The 13,067-nt window shown below is 63.4% G+C and carries 11 protein-coding genes and 1 pseudogene; 8 read left to right on the top strand and 4 right to left on the bottom strand.

Annotated features, from left to right (window positions below; all coding sequences use genetic code 11):
• Positions 1–7: 7 nt before the first annotated feature.
• Positions 8–931, top strand: a complete 924-nt coding sequence (locus tag JP75_RS17255; RefSeq protein WP_035085608.1) for a glycosyltransferase family 2 protein — start codon at positions 8–10, stop codon at positions 929–931.
• Here JP75_RS17255 and JP75_RS17250 read toward each other — a convergent pair.
• Positions 928–1,788 carry a DUF6492 family protein gene (locus JP75_RS17250; protein ID WP_035085457.1) on the bottom strand — a complete coding sequence of 287 codons (861 nt, stop codon included), beginning with the start codon at positions 1,786–1,788 and terminating at the stop codon, positions 928–930. The two genes, JP75_RS17255 and JP75_RS17250, sit on opposite strands and share 4 nt — an antisense overlap.
• Before the next feature lie 121 nt (positions 1,789–1,909).
• Here JP75_RS17250 and JP75_RS17245 point away from each other — a divergent pair, with 121 nt between their 5' ends.
• Complete coding sequence (locus tag JP75_RS17245) at positions 1,910–2,968, top strand: glycosyltransferase (RefSeq protein ID WP_035085455.1); 1,059 nt, start codon at positions 1,910–1,912, stop codon at positions 2,966–2,968.
• 110 nt (positions 2,969–3,078) lie between these two features.
• A complete protein-coding gene (locus JP75_RS17240) occupies positions 3,079–3,870 on the top strand; it encodes a WecB/TagA/CpsF family glycosyltransferase (RefSeq protein ID WP_051960874.1) in 792 nt (263 codons plus the stop codon).
• A 26-nt stretch (positions 3,871–3,896) separates the two neighbouring features.
• Here JP75_RS17240 and JP75_RS17235 read toward each other — a convergent pair whose 3' ends face one another.
• From JP75_RS17235 to JP75_RS17225, 3 genes are all read right to left on the bottom strand, one after another.
• Positions 3,897–5,351: a GumC family protein gene (locus tag JP75_RS17235; RefSeq protein WP_051960841.1), complete on the bottom strand. Its 1,455-nt coding sequence runs from the start codon at positions 5,349–5,351 to the stop codon at positions 3,897–3,899.
• A gap of 95 nt (positions 5,352–5,446) precedes the next feature.
• On the bottom strand, positions 5,447–5,848 hold the full coding sequence (locus JP75_RS17230; RefSeq protein WP_035085454.1) for a YciI family protein: 402 nt from the start codon (positions 5,846–5,848) through the stop codon (positions 5,447–5,449).
• A 59-nt stretch (positions 5,849–5,907) separates the two neighbouring features.
• The gene (locus JP75_RS17225; RefSeq protein WP_035085452.1) at positions 5,908–6,774 is read right to left on the bottom strand and encodes an EamA family transporter; all 867 of its coding nucleotides are present in this window, start codon (positions 6,772–6,774) and stop codon (positions 5,908–5,910) included.
• A gap of 328 nt (positions 6,775–7,102) precedes the next feature.
• On the opposite strand from JP75_RS17225, the gene JP75_RS17220 reads away from it, so the two are divergent.
• The 5 genes and pseudogenes from JP75_RS17220 (at position 7,103) to JP75_RS17200 (ending at position 12,926) form a co-directional block, all read left to right on the top strand.
• Entirely contained in the window at positions 7,103–8,164 is a 1,062-nt protein-coding gene (locus JP75_RS17220; protein WP_035085450.1) for an aldo/keto reductase, read from the top strand.
• Positions 8,157–8,840: a fumarylacetoacetate hydrolase family protein gene (locus JP75_RS17215; protein ID WP_035085448.1), complete on the top strand. Its 684-nt coding sequence runs from the start codon at positions 8,157–8,159 to the stop codon at positions 8,838–8,840. Before JP75_RS17220 ends, JP75_RS17215 begins: the two co-directional genes overlap by 8 nt.
• A complete protein-coding gene (locus tag JP75_RS17210; RefSeq protein WP_035085446.1) occupies positions 8,840–9,931 on the top strand; it encodes an ATP-dependent DNA helicase in 1,092 nt (363 codons plus the stop codon). The genes JP75_RS17215 and JP75_RS17210 overlap by 1 nt, the downstream gene beginning before the upstream one ends.
• Positions 9,932–10,078: 147 nt before the next feature.
• A pseudogene (locus JP75_RS17205) lies at positions 10,079–11,866 on the top strand (cation:proton antiporter domain-containing protein); the annotation flags it as partial.
• A gap of 619 nt (positions 11,867–12,485) precedes the next feature.
• On the top strand, positions 12,486–12,926 hold the full coding sequence (locus JP75_RS17200) for an RrF2 family transcriptional regulator (RefSeq protein ID WP_035085445.1): 441 nt from the start codon (positions 12,486–12,488) through the stop codon (positions 12,924–12,926).
• Positions 12,927–13,067: the final 141 nt, after the last annotated feature.

Raw genomic sequence — 13,067 nt, 5'->3', positions numbered from 1 at the left:
AGCAAGAGTGACGGAGAAGCCCATCGAGGCCGTCATCTGCATTCCAACCTTCCGCCGACCCGATTGGCTCGAACGAACCATAGGCTCGGTTCTGGCCCAGGAGCCTGATTTCGGCTTCGCCCTCGTCGTTGTCGACAACGATGGGGCAAAGTCCGAGGGCGCGGCGCGAGCCCGGCAATTGCTCGCCAACAGCAAAATCCCGAGCCATATTTTTATCGAGCCGCAGCAGGGCAATTGCCACGCCATCAATCGCGCCTTCGGCGAGGCGCAGGTCCTCTTTCCGGAAGCCGAATTCTTCCTGATGATCGACGACGACGAAGAGGCGATGCCCGGCTGGCTGACCGCCATGGTCGCGACGGCAAAAAAGGAAAATGCCGATCTCGTGGGTGGACCGGTGCAACGCCGCTTCGATGTGCCCGTGTCAAAAGCCATTGCCCAGCACCCGCTCTTCATTTCCATCGACGGGGTCACAAGGCAGGTCGACCAGTTGCATGGCTCGGGCAATTGCCTCACCCGTCGCCGGGTCTTTGATTCCATGCCCAGGCCGCCCTTCGACATCCGTTTCAATTTCCTCGGCGGAGGCGACATGGAATTCTTCACCCGCTGCAAGCGCGCGGGTTTTCAGACTTGGTGGTGCGAAGAGGCCGTCATTCACGAATTCGTTCCGGCTGAGCGGGTCACGGCAAAATTCCTCGCCCGTCGCTCCATTCGTACCGGCAGCATCAATTATGTCGTCGATCGCACGCATATGTCGCCGGCTGCGGCCGTGATGAAAAATGTCGGGAGTCTCGGTCTCGGCATTGTGCGCGGCGCCGCCGTCCTCCTGCGGACCGGTTCGCTGCTTGGCGCCAGCCATCCGCTGCTTTTGCCCGTCGGCCGCATCATGGCGAGCCTCGGCATCCTGCCGACGCCTTACAAGGCTTCGCGCTAGCCGAGAACGGCGCGCCGGATCACGTCTGCCGGCGTGTGGGTATGGGACTGGATAGTGATGGAATTCTGGTGCGGCGCGAGCTGGCCGATGAAGTCAGCCAGCCCCTTGTCGTCGAGCGCCGGCCCTTCCCAATAGGTCAGGCACCAGGATTGCGTCGTTTTCTCATGCCGTTCGGCGATGGCGGGGTCGCTGGCGACGGCTGCGGCATAGATCAGGTATTCGGAAAACTGCCGCTGCCTGGCGATCGCCGACCACCAGGGTTTTCCCGCAAAGCTTTCGATCTTCTGCACCATCTGGCTGACCGTCTCGCGTTCCCAGACGATCATCGGCCCGATGAAGTCATCGGCAGGCAGTGCGGGAGCGGGCAGGCCAAACAAGACGTAGGCATTGCCAAGCCAGGTGACGTGATTGGGTCGGTCGGGCGTGATGCCGGCCGGTGTCACGAAAAGCGGCACCTTGTTGCTGACGGTAACAGTCGAAAGATCGAACGGGCGAACGAAGCAATTGTCGGAATCGACGCACATCACCCACTCGCTCTCCTGGGCGAGGGTCATGGCGATCTTGCGCAATTGCTGCAGGTGCCAGCCATAGACCGGCAGGCCGAGCCCGAGAGCCCAGGAATAGCGCCGGCCGCGCCAGCGTCCGATCGACCAGAATTTGGGCAGCAGTTCGGCATTGGTGACCACGCGTCGCTTTGGTCCGGCGAGACCAGCAAAGAGCGCTGCATCCTCGTCGCCGACGACGATATAGTGCATGTCAAAGCCGCTCACGAACCGGTCCATGGATGCGCAGAGCAATTGGCAGGCCGCAAAATCCCCGGAATAGCTCGGGGTAACAAGCGAAATCGAGGCGGCCATCGGCGTCTCCAGCAAGGTCGACCTGCCCTTTGCGGCAAGCCGAGAGGCAAGTCCATGTTAACGCTGGGAATCTAAGGTTGCGTTACGCAAAAGCCGAGACTTCGGCGCTGGGAACGCAGCGGTGAGCCAAAAATATCTCGTATTCGTGTCGGCGGCCCGCCAGCTCTGCGGCGTGGAGGCGTTTTCGCGGCTTCTGGCCCAGCATTTCGGTTCCCGCGCCACAGCCCATGTGCTCGATGCCGATCTCTTGGGACTTCTGCGTGCGCTGAGGGGCCGAGATGCCGTCGCCTTCAATTTTCCCATTGTGGGCTGGAAGCGCCGCCTCTTCACACCCGGCCTTGCCGCCCTTGTCGCCCGGCTGATGGGGAAGGATGTCGTCGTCTTCCTCCACGAATGGCTGGCGCTCGATTGGAAGCGGCGGATCGTCCTCGCCCCCGTCGTCCTCTGCGCCACGCGTCTCAAATTTTCCGCGCCCGAAATCGCCGCCGAGTTCGCCGCCACGCGCTTTTCGCGCTTCGTGACCGGCAGGCGGCAGGTGGTGCCCATTCCGCCCAATATCTTGCCCTCGGAGAAAAAGGTCGAGAGCGAGAGGAGCCGCGCCCTGTCGGCCCAGCGTCGGGCCGGACGGCTGATCCTTGGTCAGTTCGGTTCGATCTATCCAAAAAAACAGTCCGCCGTGGTGCTGCAGGTGGCGGCCGAACTGCTGCGGGCCGGACATGATGTCGGCGTCGTCTTTGCCGGCTCCTTCATCAGGGGCATGGACAATGTCGAAGAGAATTTCTTCGCCAGCGTGCAAGAGCTCGGACTTGCCGACCGCGTGACGGTGACGGGCTATATTGCCGATGATGATGTGCTGGCCCGCATTTTCGCCGAGGTCGACGTCTTCTGCTACCTCTTCGCCGAAGGCCTCACTTCGCGTCGCGGCAGCGTATTGGCAGCCGCGCTGTCGGGGCGCCGGGTCGTGGTCAATGCGCCGCTGGCCGCGGACGCCCTCGATCATCATCTCCTCTTCCAGCGCCTGATCGAGACCTCAACCATTCGCTTGGTGCCAACGGATGCCGATATTCCCACCGTTGCCGCCGCCGTTCTTGCCGCCGGAAGCGAGCCCGTCGAACCGTTCGATGTGGCTCGGGAAGTCCAAGCACTCTGGACCTCGATCGGTACCCGCATCGACCAATGATGGCTTTGCCTGCAATGCAATCCATCGGCTGAACCCGCCATTAAATGTTTTGCCCGAATGCTTTTGCTTGGCCCTGCGTCTTTGCGGGGGACGATGATTCAGGATGGGCCATGCGGCCGGTTGACCACAGCGACATAAGCGGCACGCAAATCGAGCCGAGCACCAATATCGGCGGCCTGCCGATTTCGGTTCTGGGCATGGAAGAATCCGCCCGCATGCTGGTGCGCACCGCCTTGCGGGCCCGCGGACAAAACGCGCTGCCCTTCTATTCGACCTCCGCCAATGGCCAGGTCATTGCACTCGCCGCAGAAGATCCCGATTTCAAGCAGCTTCTCACTGAGGCCGACCAGATCCATGCCGATGGCATGCCCATGGTGCGGCTTTCGGGCTATGTGGCGAGCGAAGAACTCAGCGAGCGTGTGGCGACGACCGATCTCGTGCATGCCGTGGCGCGCCTCGCGCAAAAGGCCGGCCTGCGTTTCTATTTCTTCGGGGCCACGCCCGAGGGCAATCGCCGCGCCGTCGCCAATATGCGCGCGCAATATCCGAACCTGATCTTTGCCGGCGCCCGCGATGGCTATTATAAGCCCGAGGACGAAGCCGGCATCGTTGCCGAGATCGTCGCCAGTCAGCCCGACATCCTGTGGATCGGGCTCGGTGTGCCGCGCGAACAGGAATTCGTTTCACGCAATCTCGAAAATCTGCGCGGTGTCGGGGTCATCAAGACCTCGGGCGGGCTCTTCGATTTTCTCTCCGGCAAGAATAGCCGCGCGCCGCAATGGATGCAGAATGCCGGGCTCGAATGGGTCTATCGCACCATGATCGAGCCGCGGCGCCTCCTCGGCCGCTATCTCAAGACCAATCCTGCCGCCCTCTGGCAGATCATTTTTCATTCGAAATAGGTTTTACGCGACCGGCCTTCTGACCCTCAGGCGGCGCGCATGCGCGGCGGTGCGGTCGGCCGGGGCCGCGTCGTCAGAAAAAGATATTGGAGAAAGCCGAGGCCCGCTGCCAGCGCCAGCCCCGCCAGGAGGCCACCGACCAGCCCGCCTGCGGCGAGCAGTGCCGTGCGTGGCGGATAGCTGCGCGCAATCGGCGCCATGGCCGGCGAAATGACGCGCACCTTGCTGGTGTTGAGCTGGCTGCGTTCGGCAACCTGCTGGGCGCGGGTCAGATAGGCCTCATAAATAGCCACGGTCGAGGTCGCGGTGCGCTCGAGCTGGCGCAGTTCGAGCTGGGCCTGTTCGTCCGAGAAGACGCTGCCGAGCTGGGTGCCGGCGGCATTGCTCAACTGGTCGAAGACATCGCGAGCCCGTTGCAGGTCGATCCGGGCCGCCTCGACGATGCGGGCGACTTCCTGGTCGACTTCGCCCTGCAAGGCTGCCTGTTCGGCGCGGGCCGTCGCGAGACTCGGATGGCGGGGGCCAAGAGTGGCGGCAAGGGCGTCGGCCCTTTGCTTGGCCGTCGCATATTCCGTCCGCAACTGCGCCAAAGTCTCGGATTCCTGCGAACTGCCACCGGTGCTGGAGGTCAGCGACGCATAGCGCGCTTCGGCGGCGATCAGGGTTTCGCGGGCGGTATCGACCTGGGTATTGATCTGCACTGCCGTCTGGGCGCTGAGCTGGCCATCGCCGGTCGCCGGCAGGCCATGTTCGCGGCGATAGTCGACCACGGCGCCTTCGGCCTTGGCCGCATCATTGCGCAGTTCGGCGAGGCGCTGGTTCAGCGCGTCGGAGGCATTGCGCGCGCCATCGGATTCCACCGCCGCCAGTTCGATCAGGAAGGCATTGACCACGGCATCGGTGATCGCGGCCGATTTTTCCGGCGTATTGGCCCAGACCGAGGTCGTGACCACATAGGAGCGCTCCTCGCGGCTGACGCGGACGCGGTCGCCCAGCGTTCGGACGGCGGCGATGCGCTTGTCATCGGCCGATGCCGAGGCATTGTCGGCATCGACGAATTCGGGATCTTGGGTCAGGTCGAGCTGATCGACGGCGCGGCCCAGCACGCTGATGGAACTGAGAATCCGCATCTTGCTTTCGACATCGATCAACTGCGCCTCGCCCTGGGCGACGCGGGTATAGAGATCGTCGGCCACAAGCTGCAGGTCGTTGGGGTCGAGCAGGATGTCGGAATAGCTGGTATAGCGCGGTGGGATCAGCGTGCCCGCGGCATAGCCGGCAAGGGCGCCGAGCACGGCCAGGACGACGACGACGATCCAGAAGCGCCTGACCCAGCCGATGATCATGAAGGGGGTAATGCCCGCCAAGGGGCTTGGCCCCGGCCGCTTCGGCGCCGTGGCGGCCGGCGCACCCTCGACCGCGCGCAACGGCACAGCACTGGGCTGCGGCGCTGCTGCGTCTGGTTTGAGGGATTGGTACATGGGGCCCGGCGGTCTCTGGAAATCCGAGCCTAAATATAGGCCGGAACCAGACTTTTCGCGCGGCCTATTGCCCAACGAGGTTAAGGAGAACCTGCTTATTCCGCCGGTTCGGTGACCATGGCTTCGCTCGGCAGGGCGCTCGGCAGATAGACGCGAAGCGGGCGGATTTCATAGGAGCCGAGGCCGGGATTGGCGATCGCCAGCTTCCTCGCAAATTCGACCGCCTCGTCGATCGTATCGACATCGGCGACGTAAAAGCCCAGAAACTGTTCCTTGGTCTCGGCAAAGGGGCCGTCAAAGACCACGTGTTCGCCATTGGCCTTGCGCAGGGTCTTGGCTTCCGTGGTGTTCTGCAGGCGCACCACCGGGCCGAGCCGGCCTTCGCTGCGCAATTCGTCCTGCACCCGGCCGAGCCTCATCATGCAGGCGTCGTCTTCCTCCTTGGTCCAGGTGGAAACGGCCTTCTCGTCATTATAGCACAAAACGGCATAGAGCATGTTGCACCTTCCTCTCCCGAGGGACGCACTATGCCCATCGCGACGCGAAAATCCAGTCTTTAGGGCTGGGGTTCCCGCACCGGCCGGGCAATGGTCGCCGTGGCGCCGATGGAGGCCACGATGATGGCCGCCATGCCCGCCACCTGCCCCGGCGTCAGTTTTTCGCCAAGGATGACGAGCCCTGACAGCGCCGCAAGGGCCGGTTGCCCGCTCATCAAAATGCCGAAGAGCCGCGCCGGAATATGGGGCAGGGCGACCATGTCGAGCGCATAGGGAATGGCGCTGGAGAGCAGCGCCACCGCCAGCCCCAGCGGCAGGATGGCCGGATCGATCAAGAGCGGTCCGGCGCTGGCAATGCCGAAGGGCAGGGCGATCAGCGCCGCCGTCGCCACACCCAGCGCAGCGATATGGGCGCCGCCACCGGTCCCGGCCTTCTGGCCAAAGATGATATAGCCGGCCCAGCAGGCCCCGGCACAGAGCGCGAGGCCAATGCCGAGCGGAGAAATGTCGCCGGCAAAGCCGGTCCAGGGCAGCAGCGTGGCAAAGCCTGAGACCGCCAAGGCAATCCAGACGAAATCGAGCGGCTTGCGCGCGCCGAACAGCGCCACGGCCAGCGGGCCGGTAAATTCGAGCGCCACGGCGATCCCCAGGGGAATGTGTTCGAGCGCGGCATAGAAGAAGAGGTTCATCGCCCCCATCACCGCGCCATAGAGCAGCACGGCCCGCCATTGCGCCCGGTCAAGCCTGTAGCGCCAGGGCCGGAAAACAAGGACGAGGACAATGGCCGCCAGGGTCAGGCGCAGCGCCGTCGCGCCATTGGCGCCCACCAGCGGAAACAGCATCTTGGCAAAGCTGGCGCCGGTCTGGGTAAAAACCATGCCCAGCGTAACGAGCAGGACGGGAACGAGAATGGAGGGCGACCGCAAGTGACGGGCTTTCTAAAATATGTGCCGTGGCATTAGCAGCGTTCGAGCCTGGAGCACACCCCCTCCCGATCGCCCTCGCTTGCATGGAGCAAGCGCCGTTCTTTTGGTTATCACGGTGTCATCCCCGCGAAAGCGGGGACCTCCGTTTCAAAACAGGGGTTCCCGCTTTCGCGGGAATGACATCGTGGATGGAAAGCAAAGTGCTGGGCGGTCCGGGAAGCGCCGGCAAGCCCAAAAGCACGCCATATCGCTAATATCGCCGTTCACCGATTGACCCGAATCCCGCAATTCTTTAGCCCTGAAGCGCCGGAACAAAGGAGGAATGTCGATGGAGTATCGCTATCTCGGACGCTCGGGTCTCAAAGTCTCGGTTCTCACGATGGGAACCATGACCTTTGGCGGCAGCGAGAAGATCGGCAATACCAGTCCCACTGATGCGGCGCGGCAGGTCGACCTTTGCCTCGATGCCGGCATCAACCTCTATGACACGGCCAATGTCTACAATGCCGGCGTCTCGGAGGAAATTCTGGGCGACATTCTCAAAGAGAATGGCCGCCGGCAAAAGGCGCTGGTCGCGACGAAAGTGCGCTTCAAGATGGGCGATGGGCCCAATGAGATCGGCCTTTCCCGCCACCACATCATCGAGCAGTGTAAGGCGAGCCTGAAACGGCTCAAGACCGATGTGATCGACCTCTACCAGGTGCATGAATGGGACGGCAAAACCCCCATCGAAGAGACCATGGAAGCGCTCGATACGCTCGTGCGCCATGGCCATGTGCGCTATATCGGCTGTTCCAATTATTCCGGCTGGCACATGATGAAGGCGTTGATGGCAGCCGACAAACGTCATGGCTCCCGCTTCATCTCCCAGCAGATCCATTATTCGCTGCATAGCCGAGATGCCGAATATGAGCTGGTGCCGGTCGCGCAGGACCAGGGCCTTGGCATTTTGGTCTGGTCGCCCCTCGCCGGGGGGCTGCTGTCCGGAAAATATCGCCGTGACGGTGGCCCGGATTCCGGTCGTCATGTCGGCGGTTTCCGCGAGCCGCCGGTCTATGATTGGGAAAAGCTCTATTCGGTCATCGATACGCTCGTGGCCATTGCCGAGGCCCGGGGCGTGTCCGGCGCGCAGGTGGCGCTCTCCTGGCTGCTCGGCCGGCCGGGCGTTACCTCGGTCATCATCGGCGGGCGCAACGAAGCGCAGTTCCGCGACAATATCGCCGCGGCAAGTTTCGTGCTAAGCGCCGAAGAACGCCAGCGCCTCGACGACGTCAGCCGTCCGCCGCTGCTCTACCCCTATTGGCACCAGTCGTTTAGCGCACAGGACCGCTTGAGCCCCGTCGATCTCGACCTCATCGGGCCCTATGCCAAGGAGTTTTCGCGTGGCTGATTTCCTGTTCGAGCCGCATGCGCCGGTGTCCATCCCCATCGCCCGCGGTGGTCTCTATGCGGTGCGGCGCGTCTATTGCGTCGGCCGCAACTATGCCGAGCACATTAGGGAAATGGGCAATGACGTGCGCGATCCGCCCTTCTTCTTTGCCAAGCCCGCCGATGCGGTCGTGGTCGGCGGCGCTGCAACCCCCTATCCGCCCAAGACCGACGACTTTCAGCACGAAGTGGAACTGGTCGTCGCCATCGGCAAGGACGGCAGTGATATAGCCCCCGAAGATGCGCTCGACCACGTCTATGGCTATGCCTGCGGCCTCGACATGACCCGGCGCGATCTTCAGGCCATTGCCAAAAAGGCCGGCCGCCCCTGGGAAATGGCCAAGGGTTTTGACCATTCCGCCCCCATCGGCACCATCGAACCCGCCAGCGCCATCGGTCATCCGGCGACGGGAAAAATCACGCTCTCCGTCAATGGCACCGAACGCCAGAGCGGCGATCTTGGCGACCAGATCTGGAGCGTTGCCGAAACCATCGCTTTTCTCAGCCAGTTCGTGACGCTTAAGGCTGGCGACATCATCATGACCGGCACCCCGGCCGGCGTCGGCGCCGTGGTCAAGGGCGACGTCATCGAAGGCCGGATCGAAGGCGTCGGCACGGTGCGCACGGTGATCGACTGATGGCGCCTGTCTGGTCCGCACAGCAGGATGCGGCGCTCATCGCTGTGTCCAAATGGCTCAAGGACGAGAACGGTCCGCAGGTTTTTCGGCTCTTCGGCTGGGCCGGCACCGGCAAGTCGACGCTCGCCGTGCATCTGGCGCAGGACATTCGTTCGGTCAAATATGCCGCCTTTACCGGCAAGGCCGCCCTCGTCATGCGAAAACGCGGCTGCAAGGGCGCGCAGACCATTCACTCGCTGATCTATACCCTGGTCTCGGAAAAAGAGGGCGAGCCGCGCTTCGTGCTCGATCCCGAAAGCCCCGCGGCCGATGCCGATCTCATCGTCATCGACGAAGTGTCCATGGTCGACGAGCAATTGGGCGCCGACCTCCTCTCTTTCGGGGTGAAAATCCTCGTGCTCGGCGACCCTTTCCAGCTCCCGCCGGTGCAGGGCGCGGGCTTCTTCACCACCGAAGAGCCCGACATCATGCTCACCGAAATTCATCGCCAGGCGGCTGACAATCCCATCATCCAGCTTTCGATGGCCGTGCGCGAAGGCGGCTTTCTGGAGCATGGCCGCTATGGGGAAAGCATCGTCGTCGGCCGCGACCAGGTCGATCGCGATGCCGTGCTCGAAGCCGATCAGGTGCTGGTCGGCCGCAACAAGACGCGCCTCACCTATAATGACCGCCTGCGCGAATTGAAGGGCCTGCCTTTCCACGAGCCGGTGGTGGGCGACCGCATGGTATGCCTGCGCAACAATCCGCGCAAAAAGCTCCTCAACGGCCAGATCTGGATCGTCACCGATGCGACGCGTCGCACCAACGGAAAATGGTCGCTGCTCCTCGCCGATGACGAGGGCAAGGGCGAAGCCAAGGTGCTTACGCACAAGGCCTTCTTCGCCGGCGAAGAAGAAAGCATGGCCTGGGCCGAGCGGCGGCAGTTCGACGAGTTCACCTTCGGCTATTGCCTCACCGTCCACAAGGCGCAGGGCAGCCAGTGGGACAATGTCTATCTTTTCGACGAGAGTTTCGTCTTTCGCGAGGAGCGGGCGCGCTGGCTCTATACCGGCATTACCCGCGCCGCCGAGCGCATCACCATCGTGAGCTGAAGTCACAGTTCAGCCAAGTTTGCCCTCTCTCTAGAGTTTCTGTCGTGCCTGAGCCAAGGGATTGATCTTTCGAGGCCTTTGCTTCTTGCGCCTGACACGGTGATACCCCATCATCATACTAGAGTTTCTCGCCCCGGAGGACGGCCGATGCACCACGATACCCCCCTGATCACCACGATCGTCGCGGGTTTGGTGCTGGCCTATATTTTCGGGATGCTGGCCAATAAGCTGCGCCTGCCCCCTCTTGTCGGCTATCTCTTTGCCGGCGTGTTGGCCGGCCCCTATACGCCCGGTTTCGTCGCCGATCAGGCGCTCGGTGCCGAATTGGCCGAGCTCGGCGTCATCCTCCTGATGTTTGGCGTCGGTCTTCACTTTTCGCTCAAAGACCTGATGAGCGTGCGCGCCCTCGCCATTCCCGGTGCCATCGCCCAGATCGCGGTGGCGACGGCCCTCGGCGCGGGTCTCGGTACCCTGCTCGGCTGGGATCTCGGCGGCTCGCTGCTCTTTGGCCTCGCCCTCTCGGTCGCCTCCACCGTCGTGCTCCTGAAGGCGTTGCAGGACCGCCGCCTCATCGAGAGCGAGCGCGGCCGCATCGCCGTCGGCTGGCTCATCGTCGAAGACCTCACCATGGTGCTGGCGCTGGTTCTCATCCCGGCCTTTGCCGGGCTCAACGGCACCGATACGGGCGTCCACGATCCCTTCGTGTCCTTCGTCGAGCGCATCTTCAATGCCGATGTCGGCATCTGGGGCGTGCTTGCAATCACATTGGTGAAAATCGCTGCCTTTGTCGGCTTCATGCTGATCGTCGGCCGCCGCGTCATTCCCTGGGCGCTGCACTTCACCGCCCATACCGGCAGTCGCGAGCTTTTTCGTCTCGCCGTGCTCTCGATCGCGCTTGGCGTCGCCCTGGGTTCGGCCGTACTCTTCGGCGTGTCCCTGGCGCTCGGCGCGTTCTTTGCCGGCATGATCCTTTCGGAAAGCGAACTCAGCCATCGCGCCGCCAATGAAACGCTGCCGCTGCGCGACGCTTTTGCGGTGCTGTTCTTCGTCTCGGTCGGCATGCTCTTCGACCCGACCATCATCCTCACCGATCCGCTGCCGGTGCTGGCGACCGTCTTCATCATCGTCGTCGGCAAGTCCCTCGCCGCCTTTGCCATCGTCCTGCTGTTCCGCCGCCCGGCCGGCACGGCGCTGACTATTTCGGCGAGCCTGGCGCAGATCGGCGAATTTTCCTTCATCCTCGCCAGCATGGGCGTCAGCCTCGCCATCATGCCCGAAGAGGGGCAGGACCTGATCCTGGCCGGCGCGCTGATCTCCATCGTCCTCAACCCCATCGTCTTCTTCCTTCTCGAATTTTTGCGCCCCCGCGTCGAAGCCCGCTTCGGCGGCCGCGTCGCTGTTGCGACACCGGAAACCCGGGTCGAGCCCGGCGAGCTTTCCGCCGCCTCGATGGGGCCGGCAACCACCGACATGCCGCGCGAAGCGGCCATCGAGCGCGGTGCGCCGGGGCCGGATGACGATGTGGTCGAACCCCTCACTGTCGCGGGTCATTCCGTGCTGGTCGGCTATGGCCAGGTCGGGCGCATCGTTGCCGATGGGCTCAAGGCCGCCTGCCGCTCCATCGTGGTGATCGAGGATTCCGACCACGACGTTGCCGCCGCGCGCGCCGCGGGTCTGGAAGTCATCTATGGCAATGCGGCAAGCCAGGCGACGCTGAAGCTCGCCAATCTCGGTCAGGCCAAAAACCTCGTCGTCGCCATTTCCAATGCTTTCGAGGCCGGCACGGTCTGCGAGAGCGGCCGAAAGCTCAATCCCGAGATCAGCATCATTGCCCGCGCCTATTCCGAGGAAGAGGAAGACTTTCTCCGCGGCCTCGGCGCCACCATTGTCATTCGCGGCGAGCGCGAAATCGGCAAGGGTATTTTGGGCCTGCTGCGCGATGAATTGCCGGCACAACCGGCATCGACGGAACCTGCCGGCCCCCTGCCGCCGAGCGAAAATATCCTGGCCCAGGCCGCTGCCATCGTCGCGGTCGCTGAGCCGATCATCCCCATGCCCGCCGCCGTCGAAACGCCGGTGGAACCAGAGCCCGCCGAAACCATCGCAGTCATCGAAGCCCCCGCCGTCATCGAACTGCCCCCGCCCGCCCCGGAACCCGAGCCAGCCGAAGTCCCACCGGCCGAACTTGTCGTGCTTGAACCGGCCGATCAGTCAGATGCCGCGGCAGACGAGACGCCACCGGTTGAACTGGTCGTGCTCGAGCCGGCCGAAACCCCGGAGCCCGAGGCAGAGGACACCCCGTCCATCGGCGAAGCGCCGCCTGCCATCGACGAGATCATCGTCCTGCCGGCCAAGCCCTCGGAAACGGCGTCCGAGCCCGCGACCGAAACGGTCGAAATCCTCCCGCCGCCGGAAACGGATGTCTCAGGCGACACGGTCGAGAACACCGAGCCGTCCGAAACCGAGACCGAAGAACCAGCGCCGGGGCCGCAGGACGACGAGGCCGGGCCGGACGTGCCGGTGGTCAAGCCGGAGCCGAGGGAGTAGTGGCATCATGATGTCGCAGAAGGCCAAATATGCGCTCCGCGCCCTTGTGGCACTGGCCCGGGCCGGGCGCGGCGAGAGCCGCATGATCGGCGAAATTTCCCGCGACCAGGCGATTCCGAAAAAATTCCTCGAACAGATCCTGCTCGAACTCAAACGCGCCGGCATGGTTTCGAGCCGGCGCGGCCGTATGGGCGGCTATGAACTGGTGAAAGCGCCCGAAGAGATCATGTATGGCGAAGTGCTGCGCCTGATCGACGGGCCGATCGCGCCTTTGCCCTGCCTCTCGAAAATCGCCTATCGCAAATGCGAGGACTGCAAGGACGAGAGCTCCTGCGAAATCCGCCACGTCTTCGAGCGGGTAACCCTCGCCACCCGCGCCGTGCTCGACAGTACGAGTCTGGCCGATTCCCTCAATCTCGAAGACCTGCCGGTCGACGAAGTGGCTTAAGCGCTGGGCGTTTAGGCCGGCCTGATTTTTTGGTCCTTCGCCGATGACGCCGCCACCACATCGCGTCATCCTCGGGCTTGACCCGAGGACACTTCACTTAGCTGGAGCATGAAAGCGCAGAGCCCTCGGGTCAATCCCGAG

The sequence above is a fragment of the Devosia riboflavina genome (assembly GCF_000743575.1).
Classification (GTDB): Bacteria; Pseudomonadota; Alphaproteobacteria; order Rhizobiales; family Devosiaceae; genus Devosia; species Devosia riboflavina.
Note: the sequence above shows the minus strand (reverse complement) of the source record. Positions and strands in the feature narration are given on the sequence as shown.

Coding starts and splice junctions, on each gene's coding strand:
- JP75_RS17250 (WP_035085457.1), bottom strand. CDS start 1,788: ATGGCCGCCTCGATTTCGCTTGTTACCCCGAGCTATTCCGGGGATTTT.
- JP75_RS17210 (WP_035085446.1), top strand. CDS start 8,840: ATGGCGCCTGTCTGGTCCGCACAGCAGGATGCGGCGCTCATCGCTGTG.
- JP75_RS17240 (WP_051960874.1), top strand. CDS start 3,079: ATGCGGCCGGTTGACCACAGCGACATAAGCGGCACGCAAATCGAGCCG.
- JP75_RS17235 (WP_051960841.1), bottom strand. CDS start 5,351: ATGTACCAATCCCTCAAACCAGACGCAGCAGCGCCGCAGCCCAGTGCT.
- JP75_RS17200 (WP_035085445.1), top strand. CDS start 12,486: ATGATGTCGCAGAAGGCCAAATATGCGCTCCGCGCCCTTGTGGCACTG.
- JP75_RS17220 (WP_035085450.1), top strand. CDS start 7,103: ATGGAGTATCGCTATCTCGGACGCTCGGGTCTCAAAGTCTCGGTTCTC.
- JP75_RS17230 (WP_035085454.1), bottom strand. CDS start 5,848: ATGCTCTATGCCGTTTTGTGCTATAATGACGAGAAGGCCGTTTCCACC.